Source organism: Cellulosilyticum lentocellum DSM 5427, assembly GCF_000178835.2.
GTDB classification, from domain to species: domain Bacteria; phylum Bacillota; class Clostridia; order Lachnospirales; family Cellulosilyticaceae; genus Cellulosilyticum; species Cellulosilyticum lentocellum.
Map to the genome: position 1 here is coordinate 3797835 of NC_015275.1, position 17783 is coordinate 3815617.

14 protein-coding genes are annotated in these 17783 nt (G+C 34.2%); 1 reads left to right on the plus strand and 13 read right to left on the minus strand.

Annotated elements, in window-relative coordinates:
- Positions 1 to 135: 135 nt before the first annotated feature.
- From CLOLE_RS17455 to tkt, 8 genes are all read right to left on the minus strand, one after another.
- A complete protein-coding gene (locus tag CLOLE_RS17455) occupies positions 136 to 963 on the minus strand; it encodes a basic amino acid ABC transporter substrate-binding protein (protein WP_013658435.1) in 828 nt (275 codons plus the stop codon).
- Between the two features lie 423 nt (positions 964 to 1386).
- Positions 1387 to 1692, minus strand: coding sequence for a Dabb family protein (locus CLOLE_RS17460; protein ID WP_013658436.1), 306 nt, complete (start codon positions 1690 to 1692; stop codon positions 1387 to 1389).
- Positions 1693 to 1879: 187 nt separating this feature from the next.
- Positions 1880 to 2323, minus strand: a complete 444-nt coding sequence (locus tag CLOLE_RS17465) for a GNAT family N-acetyltransferase (RefSeq protein WP_013658437.1) — start codon at positions 2321 to 2323, stop codon at positions 1880 to 1882.
- 50 nt (positions 2324 to 2373) lie between these two features.
- A complete protein-coding gene (locus CLOLE_RS17470; RefSeq protein ID WP_013658438.1) occupies positions 2374 to 2934 on the minus strand; it encodes a YdeI/OmpD-associated family protein in 561 nt (186 codons plus the stop codon).
- A gap of 269 nt (positions 2935 to 3203) precedes the next feature.
- On the minus strand, positions 3204 to 5387 hold the full coding sequence (gene secD / locus CLOLE_RS17475) for a protein translocase subunit SecD (protein ID WP_041713078.1): 2184 nt from the start codon (positions 5385 to 5387) through the stop codon (positions 3204 to 3206).
- A gap of 13 nt (positions 5388 to 5400) precedes the next feature.
- Positions 5401 to 5841: a hypothetical protein gene (locus CLOLE_RS17480; protein WP_013658440.1), complete on the minus strand. Its 441-nt coding sequence runs from the start codon at positions 5839 to 5841 to the stop codon at positions 5401 to 5403.
- A gap of 162 nt (positions 5842 to 6003) precedes the next feature.
- Positions 6004 to 9408 carry an insulinase family protein gene (locus CLOLE_RS17485; RefSeq protein ID WP_013658441.1) on the minus strand — a complete coding sequence of 1135 codons (3405 nt, stop codon included), beginning with the start codon at positions 9406 to 9408 and terminating at the stop codon, positions 6004 to 6006.
- 306 nt (positions 9409 to 9714) lie between these two features.
- The gene (gene tkt / locus CLOLE_RS17490; RefSeq protein WP_013658442.1) at positions 9715 to 11694 is read right to left on the minus strand and encodes a transketolase; all 1980 of its coding nucleotides are present in this window, start codon (positions 11692 to 11694) and stop codon (positions 9715 to 9717) included.
- A gap of 160 nt (positions 11695 to 11854) precedes the next feature.
- On the opposite strand from tkt, the gene CLOLE_RS22075 reads away from it, so the two are divergent.
- Positions 11855 to 12901 carry an AP2/ERF family transcription factor gene (locus CLOLE_RS22075; RefSeq protein ID WP_013658443.1) on the plus strand — a complete coding sequence of 349 codons (1047 nt, stop codon included), beginning with the start codon at positions 11855 to 11857 and terminating at the stop codon, positions 12899 to 12901.
- A gap of 76 nt (positions 12902 to 12977) precedes the next feature.
- On the opposite strand, the gene CLOLE_RS17500 is transcribed toward CLOLE_RS22075, so the two are convergent.
- From CLOLE_RS17500 to CLOLE_RS17520, 5 genes are all read right to left on the minus strand, one after another.
- Positions 12978 to 13781: a DUF4097 family beta strand repeat-containing protein gene (locus tag CLOLE_RS17500; RefSeq protein ID WP_013658444.1), complete on the minus strand. Its 804-nt coding sequence runs from the start codon at positions 13779 to 13781 to the stop codon at positions 12978 to 12980.
- A 5-nt stretch (positions 13782 to 13786) separates the two neighbouring features.
- Positions 13787 to 14500, minus strand: a complete 714-nt coding sequence (locus CLOLE_RS22080) for a DUF1700 domain-containing protein (protein ID WP_013658445.1) — start codon at positions 14498 to 14500, stop codon at positions 13787 to 13789.
- Positions 14493 to 14813, minus strand: a complete 321-nt coding sequence (locus tag CLOLE_RS17510; protein ID WP_013658446.1) for a PadR family transcriptional regulator — start codon at positions 14811 to 14813, stop codon at positions 14493 to 14495. The genes CLOLE_RS22080 and CLOLE_RS17510 overlap by 8 nt, the downstream gene beginning before the upstream one ends.
- A 651-nt stretch (positions 14814 to 15464) precedes the next feature.
- Positions 15465 to 17402, minus strand: a complete 1938-nt coding sequence (locus CLOLE_RS17515) for a DUF2075 domain-containing protein (RefSeq protein WP_013658447.1) — start codon at positions 17400 to 17402, stop codon at positions 15465 to 15467.
- Positions 17403 to 17416: 14 nt separating this feature from the next.
- A complete protein-coding gene (locus CLOLE_RS17520; protein WP_013658448.1) occupies positions 17417 to 17731 on the minus strand; it encodes a nucleotide pyrophosphohydrolase in 315 nt (104 codons plus the stop codon).
- Positions 17732 to 17783: the final 52 nt, after the last annotated feature.

Consider the following 17783-nt stretch of genomic DNA (forward strand, 5'->3'; position numbering starts at 1 on the left):
TCTAATATATCATTACTTTTGCATTAAGTCTAATAATTTTGAATATATATACCCTAGAAATCACAAAAAGAGTTGTTGCAATAGCCTACTAGGCTTCTATCATGCAACAACTCTCTATACACTTTTTCTTATGTGTTACTCTGTTTTTCCAAAGAATTGTTCGTAGATTTTGTCATATTCACCGTTAGCTTTTAATTCTTCGATTGTTTCATTAATAGTATTTAAAAGTTCTGTATTACCTTTTTTAACTGCAATAGCATATTCTTCTTCAATAAAAGGTACTTCTAAGATTTTTACATCTGTTTTACCTGCTATCATTTTTTTAGCTGGTTCTTCATCAATAACGACTGCATCTACTTTTCCATTTTGAAGATCCATTACAGCTTGAGTTCCTTTTTTAACTTGAACAACTGTAACACCTTCTGTACCACTTACAAATAAATCACCAGTTGTACCAAGTTGTACCCCTACTGATTTACCTACTAAATCATCTGCAGAAGCAATTGCTGTATTGTCTGCTTTTACGATAATAACTTGTTTAGACTTGAAATAGCTATCTGAGAAATCAACTTGCTGAGCACGTTCTTCTGTCGCTGTCATACCTGCTGCAATAAAGTCCATTTTATCATTATTAAGTCCCATGATTAATGAGTCAAATGCCATATCTTCAATTTTTAATTCTTTGCCTAGTTTATTAGCAACTGCCTTGGCAATTTCAACATCAAATCCTACAATATCTAATCCATCACGATATTCAAATGGCTCGAATTCTGCATTAGTCCCCATTACAATAACATTATCAGAGTTTGTTGGCTCTGTACTATTTTCTGGACTAGCTTCTGCTGTTTGGGTACTCGCATCAGTTGTTTTTGTAGCTGAATTGCCACAACCAACAAATAACCCCATTGTTAATACACTTATACCTATTAAACTTACTACTTTAAATAATTTACTTTGTTTCATTATATAATCCCCCTCTATGTGATTTAATAAAATAATCTATTTCCTGTTTGATATGAATAATTATACACATTCAAGTATTAATAGTCAATCTATATTTTTATTTTTTTATACTTTAATGAAAATATTCTCTGATCAAAATTAGGACGAGCCCTTGATATTTAATATTTTCTTATTTTTATCCACAATTTTATAAACATCTAGTAAACATAAAATTAAATAGACTTATTTATTTTTTGTGGATAATGTGTATAACTTTGTGCATAAGTTGAAAATACTATACTATTTTAAGAGCATAAATGTGGACACGCTGTTTATGGAAACACTTAAGTGAATACTTTATGTTAAAAACTATACATTTCGCGTTTGATTTTATACCACATTTTAACAATATTGTCCTAAATTGTTTATTTATAAAAATACATTTTAAATTGTATAATCAACCACTGCTCTACTAGTTGCCACTTGTCTTACTAATTGATTTGCTACCGCTAAGTGCTTTTCATGTGCTTGGTAATAATCTAAAGCTGATGCATCTACGAATTCTGAGTAAAGTACTACGTCATAAGCTGCTGGTGAAGCATTAAAATTAAGACCTACTTCTATTTCAAGAAGTCCCTCTATCTGACCCTTAAGTCCCTCTAGCTGTTCTTTAATCTTATGCATTACTTCTTCTTTTGTCCCATGTACTTCATGTTCTGCTACTTGCCACATTACAATATGTTTGACCATTTTATGACCTCGTTTCTTATTAATCATTTTTCATTATACTAGTCTCCTTATAGCTTCTCAACATATTTATTCATAATATTTATAAATAATCTTAATCGTAGATAAATTTTTTCGATAGCTCTACGATGATGACAAAATATATCGCCGAGGCATAACGCCCCGGCGTAAGCTACGAAGACTGGCACAGTTATAACTCTTTTTTTAAGTAGACCATATCCACAAGCTGTACCCCATTTTCAAACATTGGGTGGTCGTAATTGTCAGTAAAAAAGTTATGAATCCTGTGTGAAAGATGAAAACCATTTTTTCCATAAAATTGCATCATAGAAGGAACATCGCCCGTTCCGACAATCATAGTTTTATATTTATCTTTGTAAAATGCCCCAATATATTGAATCAGCTTACTGCCATATCCCATACCGTGCCACTTTTCGTATGTTGCTATATTTTTAAGCTCGCATATATCACAGCTCTCTCTTGTGACAACGCATACACTTCTGAGTTCATTATCATACAAGGCAAACAACTCTCCACGCTCAAGATATTTGTCTATCATGGATTCCGACTCATCTGCAAGCAACAGTAAATCAAGAAACTGTTTTTTATTCTCATTTATCATTTTAATTTCCACGGAATACCCCCTAACTCATTTACTTTATATCAATAATACTCATAAATCTGCTACATGGGCTTTAAATTTTTATTGAGCCTTTCTACCATCCAGGAAAAGCGTTTGGCACGCCCTGCGTCTGTCTTTGCATCAAGATATGCCCGTGTATAAGTTTTCTGAACGGCTGGAGACATCGACATGAAATTGGAGTAGGCAGGATCAAAGCCTTTTAACATGGCGGCTATGAGCGTAATCTGTTCTTCCGTAATAGCTGCTGGCTTTGCAATGTTCCACTGTCCATTTTGCTTGGCTTCTTCAATTTTGCGCCTGCCATGGTCGGTCATGATTCCCCGTTGCTCCAGTTGCTTTACTAATGCCTTATTCTTCTCTGACCACTTACTATTATCTCTGCGTAAAGAAAAATATTTTTTATATGTCTTGTCATCAATGCTTTGCATCTGCCCGTCAATCCATCCAAAACAAAGTGCTTCCTCAAGCGCGTCACTAGCGGTTATTGTTTCCGGGCCACCTGCCTTGCCAAATAGCAGCCAAATGCCGTCACTAGATAGGCAATGTACTGATAGCCATTTTCTAAATTCCTCCCGATTAATAAATTGCATGATTTGACCCATAGTCCCCTCCTTCATTTCACCTTCTTTGTCAAAGACCCACTTAAATAAATTTAAATTTGTCAGTTTCACATATGCTCACTATGTTTACTTTAAAGCTTAGTAAAAGAATGAGTTTTTACATGTTCACCAAAAAAAGTAAGCCTTAGTGCTTCAAAAAATACGGAGCAGAATTTCGGAAGGTAATCCTTATCCTCTCATTTCTGCTCCGTAATATTCCTCATAAATACTCAAACAAATACTATTGATAATGTTCTTTTACTATAAAACTCTTAAGCCGTTTTTATATGTGCACCTTTATTAAACTTTTTGCTATTCTTCCAAGATACCCAAAGTGGACCAGCTAAACATACTGAAGAGAAGCAACCACTTAAAACACCCATCATCATAGGAAGTGCAAAAACTTTAATAGATTCAATACCAAAAACATAAGCAAAAATGTACATAATCAAAACACTAATACTTGTTGTTACACTGGTATTAATAGAACGTGTTAAGGTTTGTGTTAAACTGTCATCCATTAGTACTTCCATATTCTTACTATTAAGTGCCATATTCTCACGGATACGGTCATAAATAACAACAGTATCATTAATGGAGTAACCGATAATAGTGAGGGCTACTGCTATGAAGTTGGTATCCAGTGGAATTCTTAAAACAACGAATGTAAAGAAAATGACTAATATATCATGTCCCAAAGCTACAAGTGCCATAGCTCCAGCTGATAAACCACCAATCTTCTTAAAACGAACCCAAACATAAACAACAATTAATGCAAGTGCTATCACCAAAGACATGATTGATCTAATAAGAGTTTCTTTACCGATATAGGGCTCTACCATATAAGATTCTGATAGCTCTAATTTATTAGCTGCATAAGCTTTGTCTAAAGCTTCATCTAATTTAACTTGGTCTTTTGCATTTAAGCTATCTGTACCAGCTAAGCTTAAAACAATCTTTTGTTGTTTATTTCCTAAATCCTCTGTGATCTGTCCTGTTACATTTCTATTTAAGGTACTTGTTGCAAGTCTAGATACATCTTCTACATTTAAGTCGCCTGTATAAGTATAAGTAAGCATTGCTCCACCTTTAAAGGTTGTATCTAATGCTATCCCATTAATGAAACAACTTGCAATACCAATAACCATTAATACAATAGAAATACTGTAAAGTCCCCATCTCTTCTTGTAAAAAGGAATCGTTTTTCTTTCCTTTGGTAAATGGTAAAGCTTGATATTTCTAAACGCTTTGAAATTAATTAAAGAAAGTAATAACTTATGAGTTGTATAGATACCAGCTATGAAGTTAAGTACAATTCCGACTAATAGTGTATAACCAAAAGATAGCATTGTTCCTGAACCTAATGCCATTAGAATAATGGCTACAATAGCTGTTGTAATATTACCATCAAATACAGAAGCAAAAGCTCTACTATAACCCGATTTAAGCGCTAATGGTAAAGATTTTCCTGACCTTAATTCCTCTCCAATACGCTCATTAATGATAACGTTAGCATCTACTCCCATACCTAGGGATAAGATAATACCTGCTATACCTGGTAAGGTTAAAGTAAATTGTGGCACAGAAAGAGCTAAAATCTGCACCGCTAACTGCAGCGTTAAAGCAATACAACTTATAAAGCCTGGTAATCTATAAAAGACAAGCATAAATAAACAAATAAGTGCAAACGCTGTTATACCTGCCATAACCATTACTTTTAGGGCCCCACTTCCAAGACTTGGGCTAATGGTGTTGTGGCTTGTAGCAGTCATAGAGAATGGTAGTGCACCTGAACTAATTTTCTCTGCTAAGTCTTGTGCCTGATCTAGGGTAAATGTACCCTCGATAACGCCTTCCCCGCCTGAAATCTTCTGATTTACCATAGGTCCAGAAATATAAGTTTCATCCATAAAAATAAAAAGTTGTTGACCAATCAGTTTTGCCGTTGCTTCTTCAAAAAGCTTTGCGCCTTCTGCATTAAATACTAACTGTACCATATACTGATTGGTTTGTTGATCCATTACAGCACGGCTACTTTTTACATCCTTACCTTCGATAAGAATATTACCTTCACTATCTCTAAAGGTTAGCCTAGCTGTTTCACCTAATTCAGATATAGCTTTTTCAGGGTTAAACTCTGCTTCATCAGACTTCCATGGGAATCTTACAATGATTCTACCATTTTTCTTATCAATTGTTACTTCTCTATCTAGTATGTTCTTATTATCTAATCTTGTTTCAATAACACTTCTAGCTGCATTAAGCTCATCTGAGGTTGCTGCTCTGTCTAAATCAACAGGTTCATAGATTGCTTCTACACCACCTCTAATATCAATACCAAAACGCATTTCTTTAGCTCCTTTAACATGAGGAGCTCCAAATACAGCTAATATTAATAATCCTATAATAATGGCTACAATAATAAAAAACGTATATTTTTTTGCCTTCACTTTCATTTCCTCCTATAATTTAAAATGTTGTTATAAGAGGAATATTTCTCCTTGGTCCGTCCTTGTTATAAATATAATTTAAAACCCTTCTTCGAGTAGTATGTATACATATCAGTGTAACTAAGCAAACAAACATTTGGTAAAGTACCCGCTGTAATACCTTGAGATAATCTAATAATGCAAGGCACTCCTCATAACTTGTAAGCTCATTAAGAATGAGTTCTTCATCTAGATGCTGTTCCACAAACTCATTGACTTTCTTAGGCATCAGTCCTAATAAATGATTTGGTGACATCATTCCTGCATCATAAAGCGCACGCTTAGTTGTGGTTTCATAAGGCACTTGTGTAGGTTGTTCTTTTTTAGCAACCATATCTGGTGTTAGGCGCATAAAGAGGAGTATCACACAGATACATAGGCCTATATATGCTATTTGGTAGCTTATTCTATTAGCCTTCATGATGCTCCTCCTTCTTTTAGTCATTTGAACCTATTATAATACTAATCAAAAAATTTTTATACTATTTATTTGAAAAAATCTTATCATTTTATGTCATATTTTTACTCATTTCAAGCTCAGCGATTTCTTGCTTTATTTTTCAAAAAGCTTTCACTTACCTCTTTAAGCTACTTCATCCGAAACTATTAGTAAATGCCCTATCTGCAGTACTATTTGAAGTAAGTCATCTTCCGATAATGGCGAAGTTCCATTGAACTGATTGTCTTCATCTAAACTCATGCAGTTATTTCCTACTAAGAATTCTACTGCTTTTAATCCTTTTTCAGATAAGGTATTAGCATCCTTAATTACTACGTTACTCCCTTTAAGTAACTCTATTAAATCTTGTGATTCTAATAGCTTATAAATACTTATGGCTGCTTCTTCTCTAGTAAGGATTTCATCTGACTTTCCTGAAATAAGACCTTGTATAACTGCTTTATTATAGGTGTCCTCACCTAAAAGCAAATCAATAAAATCTTTTTTGGTAAGGTTAGTAGACTGATTAAGTTCTGCTACCTTATCCTGCAGCGAGATAATCTGGTCATATAACTTTTTATTCTTTTCTAAGTTACTTTTACTCCCTACACTGGTCCAAGCTCCTACCTCTACTACTTCATTTATTAATTGTCCTAGTTCTTTTAGGTCACTTACCTGTGCTGATTTTATCTCTTCTAGTAATTTTACAGTTTCGTTATTACTATAACCACACATATAATTAAAGACTGCATTAACTGCTCCACTTAATTCTCCTTGTGGCAAGGTATATTCACTAAAAGCTTTTAAAATATAGCCATCTAAGCTTTCTTGTGTTAAAGCATAACTTTGAGTAAAGCTTTCTATGCCTTTATAAGTATTTAAGGTCTTATCAATATAGGGATCCATATAAGTTGATAAGCTAATACCATTCCAGCTTACACTTTCTATGTTAGAATAAACGTTATTTTGATACCTAAGCTGAGCTGTTAAAAAATTATCTGAAATGACGTTCATAAGTGGAAGATACTTACCACTAAAGTCCTTGCTTAAGTTTCCAAATGATGCTGAAAGCATATTATAATTTACCGTTGTATCCATGGCGATTCCTAAATTAGTAGGCACCTCTGGCAAATTAAAATAATTTTGTGTATTAATCCTTTTCTCAGGTAGCCTGCTAATAAATGTATTTAATGCTTTATAAAAGGTGGCTGTATGCGACTCATTACCTGCAAAAACACTCATTAAGTGTGTCCTATTCATAATCTTATCTTGTATTTGCTGTAATTTTGATGTTACCTTGGAAGGTTCTTTTTGTAAAAGAGACTCTACTTCTTTTAAAAAATGATAATAAGCTGTTTGCTTCATATAAACACTATAATTTTGGTCACTTAAGTAAGCTGCAGTATTATACTGATACAAGATATTATAAGGTGATCCACTAAAATAGTCTTTGTAATAAGACTGAGCTGTTTTTACATAACTTAGCAGCTCATCTGTTTGTGTAAAATCTGTTTCTAAGAGTAATTCTTCTAATAAATTAGCAGACTTACTAGATTCACCAATAAGTCCTAACCACGATACATCTAAAATAGGCCTATAAGTAAAATCAGTCTTGGCATTTGCCCATGTATCTGTAGTGCAGCGGAAGTTATGCAGATACATACTTTTTAGTGTGCTTAATTCATCAATGGAGTGCTTAGTAGTACTTATCTCCCCTATAAGATTTGCATAAAGCTGTAAATAGTGCAGATCTTCTACAGCTACTCCTGATGTATCAAACATTAAATCTGCTAGAAAAGTATCTCCCACATCTGCGTTAGCACTTAAATATCTCACACCATTATCCGTAACATCTTTAATACTATATTCTTTAAGTTCTATAGGTAAATCTTTGATGCTTACTGCTTGCAATTCTTTTATATGTTCTTTAGAGTCTTCCTTTGCATTCCAATTATTAAAACTAGCCGTTTCTGATATTAATTTTGCTACTTCTTCTTTAGTCATACTTGCTTCCTTAGCTGCCAGCTGTTTCTTTTGCTGAGCTCTCTTTTGCTCCAATAAACCAGCTTTAGGTACTGTGGCTACTAAAGCTGCATGCTTATTTCCTACAATATATTTCTTTACAAGTTGTTCTAAATAACCATCTGTCATATGGGCCTTAGCATAATCTATATGACTCATATAACTGCTAAAATAGTCATATTCTCCATGAGCCGCCCAATACTGTGCCACTGCTACTGCAATATTGACACCCAGGTGACTTCCTTCTGTTACTAAAGCATTATTAAATTCAGTATTAGCAATAATCATTTCTAATACTGTCTCATCAAAGCCTTTAGTAACTAAAGTTTTCATACTTTCATCCACGATACGTCCTAAAGCTTCTTTTTTACTAGGAGAGGTATTAGCTACACTAAAGACTAATACTGGCTGAGGTAAACTATCTTCATAATAAACCTCTAAAGTATTTCCTATATTAGCTCTTTTAAAGGCCTTCTGTACAATAGAACTACCTTGATTTAAGTATTCGGCAATAATAGACATTCCCACTCTATCAGTTTGGGATATATTCGTCATTGCATACGCATAACTGATAATGCTCTCATCAGTGGTGGCATTTTCACCTGCAGGAAAATCATAGGTCTTATTAGCTACTGTTGTAAAAGGCTTTTCATCTTTATAGTCTACTGTAATGGCCTTTTTATCATATTGGGAGAGATAGTTTTCATCTAATAATTTTAAGAAACTACGATAATCTATATCCCCATAAAGTACAATTAAAGCATTTGAAGGATGATAGTAAGTCTCATGTACTTTTAATACGTCTTCGTAAGTTAATGTAGGTATGACTTCTGGCGTACCTCCAGACGCATTACTCATTGTGCCGTTTGGGAATAATGCTTTTAAGCAATTACGTACTTCAGCATTCTCTATGTCATCTGTGCTGCCTTGCATTTCGCTATAAATAATTCCTGTTAAATTAAGAGGTGCCCTTTCATTTTCTTTCTCATATCTCCACGCTTCTCTTTTAAAGAGATTAGGTTCTTTATAAATGAATGGATTAAACACACAATCCATATACACATCTGCTAATTTTAAAAGCTGTGCTTCGCTCATAGAAGCTACAGGATAGCTAGTCATTGTATTAGTCGTAAAAGCATTAATATAACTACAATAGGTTTGATTGCTTATATTAAAGAATACATCCTTGAAGGGATACTTTTGGGACCCTGCTGTACTTACATGCTCTAGTACATGGTTAACACCTGTATTATCGTTTGCTGGTGTTTTAAAACTAATGTCAAAAGCTCTATTTTTATCAGCGTTTTTTATGTACAATAATTTAGCTCCTGATTTCACATGTTCAAATAAAACTGTTTGTCCATTAACAATTTCCATTTTCCCCTTTTCTAAAGCTTTAAAACCTGATACCACTTCCCCTATTTGTGGTAAAGTCTTTGAATCATTAACTGCAGCCATTAACGTGGCAGGAGATAAACATCCTATGATTAATGCAGCCACTAATATGAGAGCCCTTACTCTTCTCACTTAATTTCCTCCTCTATCTCTTTTATTTTTTAAATCAACCAATATCCATTATAAGACTTTTTTGCAACTTTTTTCAGTAGTAATTTTTATTTTCAAAATAATTAGTCGTATTTCATATATTTCCTATTGTATCTCCATCTCATATTAGTCATTTTACCTTTATGCCATAAATTTAAAATAACTATTTAGCCATCATTAAAAAGTAGATCCGTACCCTATTCAAATAGAAATGAAATAAAACTTTTTTATCTACAGAAAAAGGACCTAAGCTTGTGAAGAGCTTAAGTCCTTTTCATATAATGTAGATTACGCTAATACTTCTTTAGCCACTTCTACTACGTGTTCTACTGTAAAGCCATTTTTCTTAAAGATTAAACCAGCAGGTGCTGATTCTCCAAAGTGATCCATTGAAATGACTTGTCCTTCAAGACCAGTATATCTATGCCATCCAAATGAAGAAAGTGCTTCTACTGCTACTCTCTTCGTTTTGTTTGGAGGTAAAATCGCATCTTTGTATGCTTTTGGTTGTTTTTCGAAAACATCCATTGATGGCATACTTACTGCAGTAGCTTTAATACCTTGTGCTTCTAATTCTTTTACTGCACCTACTACAAGTTGTACTTCTGAACCTGTTGCAATTAAGATGATATCTGCCTCTTTTGGTTCTACTCCTGCTACTACATACGCACCTTTTTTAGCTTCTACACCTGTTTTTGCAAGGTAAGGAAGGTCTTGTCTTGTAAGCACAATAGCTACTGGCTCAGTTTTGCTATTAAGTGCATATTCCCATGCAGCTACTGTTTCTTTTGCATCTGCTGGTCTAAAGGTTACAAGGTTTGGTGTACTACGAAGCATTGCAAGCTGTTCGATTGGTTGGTGAGTTGGTCCGTCTTCACCTACACCAATACTGTCATGAGTGAGCACATAAGTTACTGGTAGTTTCATAAGTGCTGCAAGTCTCATTGGATTCTTCATATAATCACTAAATACAAAGAAAGTAGAGCAGAATGTTTTAAGCCCGCCGTGTACTGCAATACCATTTGCAATAGCACCCATTGCATGTTCACGAATACCAAAGTGAAGATTTCTTCCTGAGTAATCCTCAGCGCTGAAATCTCCTTTTCCGTTCATATAGGTTTTCGTTGATGGTGCAAGGTCAGCTGAACCACCAATCATATTTGGCACAATGTCTGCCATATGATTAATTACTTCAAAGGAAGCTACACGTGTTGCTTTTTTACCAGCTTCATCTGTGTAGTTGTTATAAATATCTAAGCTAATTTCTTCATCAGAATGCCAAGCTTTCCACTCTTTTGCAAGTTCTGGATAAGCTTTTTCATAAGCTGCAAAAAGTTCGTTCCAAGCTACTTCTTTAGCTGCTCCAGCTTTTACAAGCTCTGCCATATGTGCTTTAACATCATCTGCTACGAAGAACTCTTCATTGTGGTGTTCTAAGAAAGCTCTCATTTCTACAATGTTATCTGCTCCTAATGGCTCACCATGAGCTGCTGCTTTACCTTGTTTGTTAGGACAACCATAACCGATTTGTGTTTTAACTTCTATAAAGCTTGGTTTTGATGTATTCGCTTTTGCTTTAGCAATAGCTTCTGAAATAGCTTTAGTATCATTGCCATCTTCTACAAGGAAAGTTTCAAAGCCTTGCGCCTCAAAACGTGCTCTTACATTTTCTCTAAAAGCAATTTGTGTATCACCTTCGATAGTGATGTTATTTGAATCATAAAGTACGATTAATTTACCCAGTCCAAGTGTACCAGCTAATGCTGCTGCTTCATAAGAAATACCTTCCATTAAACAACCGTCACCAACTAATGCATAGGAATAGTGATCAACAAGATTAAAACCTTCTTTGTTAAAGTGTGCTGCTAAATGTTTTTCAGCCATAGCCATACCAACTGCTGTAGCAATACCTTGTCCAAGTGGTCCTGTTGTTGTTTCTACACCCACTGTGTGACCATATTCAGGATGTCCTGGTGTAAGGCTCCCTTCTTGACGGAAGTTTTTAAGATCTTCCATAGTAAGTCCGTACTCAAATAAGTGAAGTAAAGTATAAAGTAATGTTGATCCATGACCTGCTGAAAGTACAAAACGGTCTCTGTTTTCCCATTTTGGATTTTTAGGATTATGATTCATGTGATCAGCCCATAATGTATATGCCATAGGTGCTGAACCCAGTGGTAACCCTGGATGTCCTGAATTTGCCTTTTGAATGGCTTCTGCTGCAAGCACCCTAATGGTATTAATAGTTTTTTGTGATACTGCGTCCATTTCTTCCTCCTTATGATAAACAATGTCTTTCGATTAAACATACAATTCTATTATACTGTTTTTACATGTCCCTGTATATTGTAAATTTACTTGATTTCTTGTATATTTTTAATGAATTTATAGCGCTTTTGCTGTATTCTAGAACAAAGGCGGTGAATTTATGTCTTATATTTATCCCACGGTTGAACGCAATAAGGCGCAGTTTAAGGTTTATTTTTTATATCAGACTCATAAAATTTACCTTGGTGCCTTTCCTTCTTTAGCAATTGCAGAAAACGTTCTTAGAGAAGCAGAGGCAATCATGTTACTTCCTCCAGGACCTCCAAATTTTCCGGAGTCACACTTAAATTATAAAAAGGTTGTCTGCCTTTGTAATTTAAGAGATCATCATACTTACATTAAAAATCCAATTTACCTCTTTCCTACATACTTTAGTTATTATTTGTCTAAAGATATGATTTTACTCTTTGATTTAAAAGATTTATTTTTCTTTTCTACTTATAAAATTTATAAAAGAGGTAATTATCTTTACACCCAGGATCATATCTCTCAGCAAAATTTATTATCCAGGTTCGATATTCAAAATCATAGCGTTTTAGGTAAAGACTATTACTTTAAAAATAACAATTGTTATGATTTCCGTAGAGAAAACCTAGTCATCATTAACCATTATAAGGGGGTTTCAAAAAAGGAAAAAGGTGCTCAAACCCTTTATATTACTAGTATCTATACAACTAAGAATATCATACTCGGGCATTATGCTTCTGAGATAGAGGCCGCTATTGCTTATAATAAAGGAATTGACCTCCTCAGGGCTAGAGGCATAGAAAAAAACTTTGTGCCTAACGAAATTCCGTTTTTAACCAAAAGTGAGTATAAGCAAATCTATGATAAGCTTTCTATCTCGCTTGCATTATTAGAACCACATAATAAGCATAAACGTATTACCTCCAATAAGCTTTATAGAGGCATCTGCAAAGATAAAAATAGCTTTAAAGCACTTATTGGTTATCAGAAAAAACAAATATACCTCGGAAATTATCCTACTGAAAAAAGAGCTGCCCAAGCTTATAATTATGCCTCTTTTTATTTATACGGTAGGCAGGGGTATATCAATCCTATAACGCCTGTTGTTTATGACCCCGATACGCCTCGTATAGCGCAGTTGCTTGCTAAACATATCACTTCTAAACAACCTACAACCTAATATAGAAAAGTAAAAGCTACTTATATTGTTTCTTAATACCTTTCAAAGTATAGAAACTGCTATAAGTAGCTTTTCACTAATTCGTTTTAATTTTAATTTCTCCTATGCCGCTATCAATAGTAATCTGATTTGGTGCATCATTATTTTCTTTGGTGTCACCAAAGCCTTCGTAAGTTCGATTATTAATAATGGTTTCCCCTATTCCTTTATTAATAGTATAATTATATTCTTTTTCATCCCCTACTAATTCTAAATAAAAACTACCAACGCCACCTTCTATAGATGTTTTTCCCTTTAAATCACCCTGTATTTTTACATCCCCGACACCCATTTTTGTATCTGTCTCTTGGCTTACAAGGTTATTAATAACGACTTCTCCTACTCCCCCTTTAAGCTCAAACGCATCTGTTACCACATTATCAATATGTGCTTCTCCAATACCCATCTCAATATCCATATGCTCTAATGACTTGCCTTCAGGTATATATAAAGTCATCTTTCCTATTTTAGTATTAAATCCAAATAAAGAAGGATGTTTGGCACTTTGCTTTATGACTAATTCATCCTTTTTGACTTCATAGGAGAATACACCTGCTTTAGCATACGTAGCCTCTAGCTGGTAAGTATCACCTGTTTTAATTTCTAAGTCCATTGTATCTATATTTAAAGTAAGCTTATCAAAGTTCTCTAGCTTTTCAGTAATCGTATTAAACTCCTCGCTATCGTAGTCCCTACTTACATAGGTTACGCCATTTACACCAATCTTTACATTATTCCAGGTAACAGAGGTATCAGCACCTGCTACATATGCCCCAAAACATAAAACGCCGCCACTAATAATCAGTCCTATAGCTAAACCTAGTACACTTCTTCCTCTCATTTGACTTACCTCCTTCCATAACTTCTATTTGTAATCAAATCTTTTATACTTCCTAAGAGGAAGACATTCACGAATTTATTAGCATACTTTGTAACAAGCCCCATAATTAGAGCAAAGCCAAATATCGCAAGTGCTATACCTATTACGAATAAACCTGTCATAAACTGCCCACCTAAAGTGGCTGCTCCTGCCATTAAACAAACCACTCCAGCTACCGAAAGCACAAAACTCACTATTCCCAAAGCAAAGATAGTCACTTCTATGCCTATTAATACCCCTATTGCCCCAAATAACAAAGGAACAATGACTGGGATGGCAATAACAAGGAGTATAATAACCAACGGAGATGATCCTAGTGATTTAAAGCTGCTCCTGCTTTCTTTATTTTCTTGTAGCTTAATATCATCTAAATTAATTGATCCTGCACTACTAGTGAAATCATTATTAGTTTGATATCCCTTATTACTAAAATCATAACTATTTTCAGGTTCCTTAGCCGTAAACTCATTACCATTTTCAGTCTCCCTATTATGAAAGTCCTCCATAATCTGCTTAGCAATTGCCCTAGGGTCACCTAACTCCTCAAGCACTCTTTCTTCATTTTCAGCTCCAGCTTCTTCAAAGTATTCCTCATAATACTCTAATGCCGCCTCAGCTTCTTGGTAAGGTAATTTGACAATCCCCGCTCGCAATTCTTTCATAAAATCTGTTCTATTCATTCCTTGATACCCCCTCAAGTACTAAATCTATTTTTTCCTTAAACCCAGTCCATTCTACCTTATAGGTTTGTAGCTTTTCCTTTCCTTCTTCTGTAATCCCGTAATATCTTCTATTTCTCCCCTGAAAAGCTTCATCGTAAGTATTTAAAAGGCCATCCTTTTGTAATCTTCTAAGAACAGGATACAACGTAGATTCTGAAACCTCCATTAACTCTTTTGCTTCCTGTGTTAAACGATAGCCATAGACATCTTCTTTTTCTATAATTGCTAAAATACATGCTTCTAATAAATTTCCACCTAATTGCAATGCCATCTTACCCCTCCTTGCTCTCCTAGGCATACTGTATGCTACATGAGTATTGTGTTGATATCTATAGTATACGCAATATAATATACATTTCAACGTAATATTATGATTTTTAATTATATTCTAATCTTCTAATCTTTTTTTCATAAAAGCAAGGGCCGAGTCCGCTATGTAGTCCAGCTAGGTGTCTTACTTTCAGCTGCTGTCTCACATCGTCAAGAGGCTCTCAACTCATACTACTTATGAACGACCAAAAACTCGCATTCGCTCAAACAATTGGTCTAAGAACCATAAGTAGCATTTCGTTAAGAGCCTCTAGACTCCGCTCCAAGGCATCTTCCAGCAAGCCACCTAGCTTCCCTACATAGCTACTGCTGGGCAAGAAAAAACTAGTGGACAAATTTACACCTTGTTACGTTGAAATATAATCACTTATTTTATTATTCTCTCTGAGTAAGATTAAGTATGACTTATTCTTAACTCCTTTACTTCATCAATAGGCAAACCTATTTTAGCTGCAATAGTTGCATCATCTAATACATCTAATAGCGCTTTAGCAAGCTCCAATTCTCGTACTCTATTAGATTTTGTATAGCTAGAAGTAGTTTATAAAAGTCCTCTCCTAAGATTTTATTCTCTTCAAATAGCATGTCTGCTTTATATATGGTAATTTTCTACACCTTCTGCTATTAAACCTATTGTTTTCATTTCTCCATACTGTACTTTATTAATTTGCATTCTTTCCTTTAAGTACTTACCTAATTCAATATCTTCACAGAAAACATAACATCCCTTTTGCCCTCGCGTCATCAACGTACGATACGTATTCCTAATAATTTTGTCAGCTAATGCCAATGCCTCATTTTCTCTTTTTTTACACTTGCCTAGTAGTCCATTAAGAGATTTATCTGTCTTAGCTCTCTTCGTATAGTCTGTTATTACTTTACCATCTCTATAAATCATGTCCATTCCAATAATAACACCTACATAGTCAAACTCTAATCCTTGACAAGTATGAATACACCCTACTTCCTGTACAGATTCTTCATCTATAGCCCATGTATTAGTATTTCCAAGATTCCAGCTCATGGAAAAATCATAATCCGGTAAATTAATATCATGTACATTTGTATTTTCTTTGCCTGCTTTAATCCATTCCCAACAATATCCAGCAACCATTCTTGCTTTATTATTTATGCTATTTTTTTCATAAATAATCTGCTTTAGTTCATTAGGATTATCTAGTACTTCAAATAAATAGTCATGCTCAAATCCTATATCATTCGCTGTTTCTCTTATTCCCAAAACATCATCTATCCATGCTAAATATCCATCTGAGCCATTGCACCTAAACTGAGAATCTAAACCCACCTTAATTACCTGTGCCCCTTGTTTCTTTGCAAAACTTTCAATCTCTTCAATACTTCCTACATCACTTGCTGTAACACGTTGGCATTCATCTATAAAAAATATAGCACATTTTGCTGCATGGATGATTTCCTTGGTTTGATTTTCTCCTATGTTCTTAAACATCCCCGATTTTTCATTTAAACGATGAGCTTCATCAACTATCAGCACATCCAACTCATTTTTATTACTATCTACATAACTTCCCGAGCCTTTAAAAAGGTTATCAATATAACTCTTTTTATAGTTACTTTGAAGCCTTCGCTTATAGACTTCCCTGGGTGCGCTATTTTTTGAAATATATTGACATACCATGCTTTCATTTGTTAGCTGTACTAAAAGATTAATCGCTAAAACTGATTTCCCTGTACCTGGTCCACCCTCTACTATAATAACTTGCTTTTTACCGGTATCAAACGCAAATCTTGCTTGATTTAAGGCTGTTTCATATACTACCTTCTGAGAGTCTATCATAACAAACTCCTGATTACCCTGTAACATTTTTAATAATGCATCCTGCAAAGATTTTGAAGGTCTAATTTTTCCATGCTCTATTTTATATAAAGTTTTATTTTGGTCGGGTTTCTGGACATATCTTTCTATAAATTCCCTTAACTTTTTCACATCTCCATTTTTAAAGAGTGGCGCTTTTTTAAGGCAACCATAGATTTCTTCATCTAAAATAGGGTCACCGTCTTGCGTAATATAATTATGCAAATAAGAACAAGGATGTAATTCTATATCTTGATTTTGAACTGTTTCATTATAATCTCTAATTATAGCCGCATATGACCAAGCTTGATATGAAGGATGAGCAACCTCTCTTTCTTTATGACCAACAAAAGTACGTACAACATCCTCTTTATTTACTCGCTCTGCCTTTTGCCACTGTTTTAATTCGATTATAATGACAGTCTCTTTACCAAACTCATTTTCACCTGTTATTATAAAGTCTACTCTTTTAGAAGTAGTAGGCAATCGATATTCTATAGCAATACCAGCTTTCCTAGGAACAGCATTAGTGTTTAAAACCTTATACATGTACTGCATTGAATGATTCCATGAAGCAATTTCACTTTGGCTTGTCCTACCTATCTTGGTAGAATACTGCTCATATATTTTTTGCTCAATTAGATCTTCTTCTACATGTTCTAGAAACTCCTCTTTTGTAGCTTGATAAATAATCATTTATCTACCCTTCCTTATAGCTCAGTATATTTTTTACTTGTTCCTCTTGCTTTTTCTACGGGATATTTGTTTTCATTCTTACTCATTTTATTCATAATTATTTCTTTATAATCTACACCTAATGCATCTGCCATAAATAAGCAATATACTATTACATCTGCTAATTCTTCTCCAACCATTTCCTTGTTAAATTCATTTCCCCATTGAAAATGTTCCAATAGTTCTCCTGCCTCGATATTAATGGACTTTGCTAGATTTTCAGGAGAATGAAATTGCTTAAAATCTCTATCATCTCTAAACTTTCGTATACGTTCTAATATCTCTTCCACGTTAAAGCCCCTTTCTCTTTATTCTTATTAATATTAGTATATTAATTTTAAA

Bases quoted from the DNA above. Each gene is read 5' to 3' on its own strand.
- CLOLE_RS17510 (WP_013658446.1), bottom strand. From the start codon at position 14,813: ATGGCATTGCAATTAGGTGGAAATTTATTAGAAGCATGTATTTTAGCA.
- tkt (WP_013658442.1), bottom strand. From the start codon at position 11,694: ATGGACGCAGTATCACAAAAAACTATTAATACCATTAGGGTGCTTGCA.
- CLOLE_RS17460 (WP_013658436.1), bottom strand. From the start codon at position 1,692: ATGGTCAAACATATTGTAATGTGGCAAGTAGCAGAACATGAAGTACAT.
- CLOLE_RS17515 (WP_013658447.1), bottom strand. From the start codon at position 17,402: ATGATTATTTATCAAGCTACAAAAGAGGAGTTTCTAGAACATGTAGAA.
- CLOLE_RS22075 (WP_013658443.1), top strand. From the start codon at position 11,855: ATGTCTTATATTTATCCCACGGTTGAACGCAATAAGGCGCAGTTTAAG.
- CLOLE_RS17470 (WP_013658438.1), bottom strand. From the start codon at position 2,934: ATGGGTCAAATCATGCAATTTATTAATCGGGAGGAATTTAGAAAATGG.
- secD (WP_041713078.1), bottom strand. From the start codon at position 5,387: ATGAAAGTGAAGGCAAAAAAATATACGTTTTTTATTATTGTAGCCATT.
- CLOLE_RS17500 (WP_013658444.1), bottom strand. From the start codon at position 13,781: ATGAGAGGAAGAAGTGTACTAGGTTTAGCTATAGGACTGATTATTAGT.
- CLOLE_RS22080 (WP_013658445.1), bottom strand. From the start codon at position 14,500: ATGAATAGAACAGATTTTATGAAAGAATTGCGAGCGGGGATTGTCAAA.
- CLOLE_RS17480 (WP_013658440.1), bottom strand. From the start codon at position 5,841: ATGAAGGCTAATAGAATAAGCTACCAAATAGCATATATAGGCCTATGT.
- CLOLE_RS17455 (WP_013658435.1), bottom strand. From the start codon at position 963: ATGAAACAAAGTAAATTATTTAAAGTAGTAAGTTTAATAGGTATAAGT.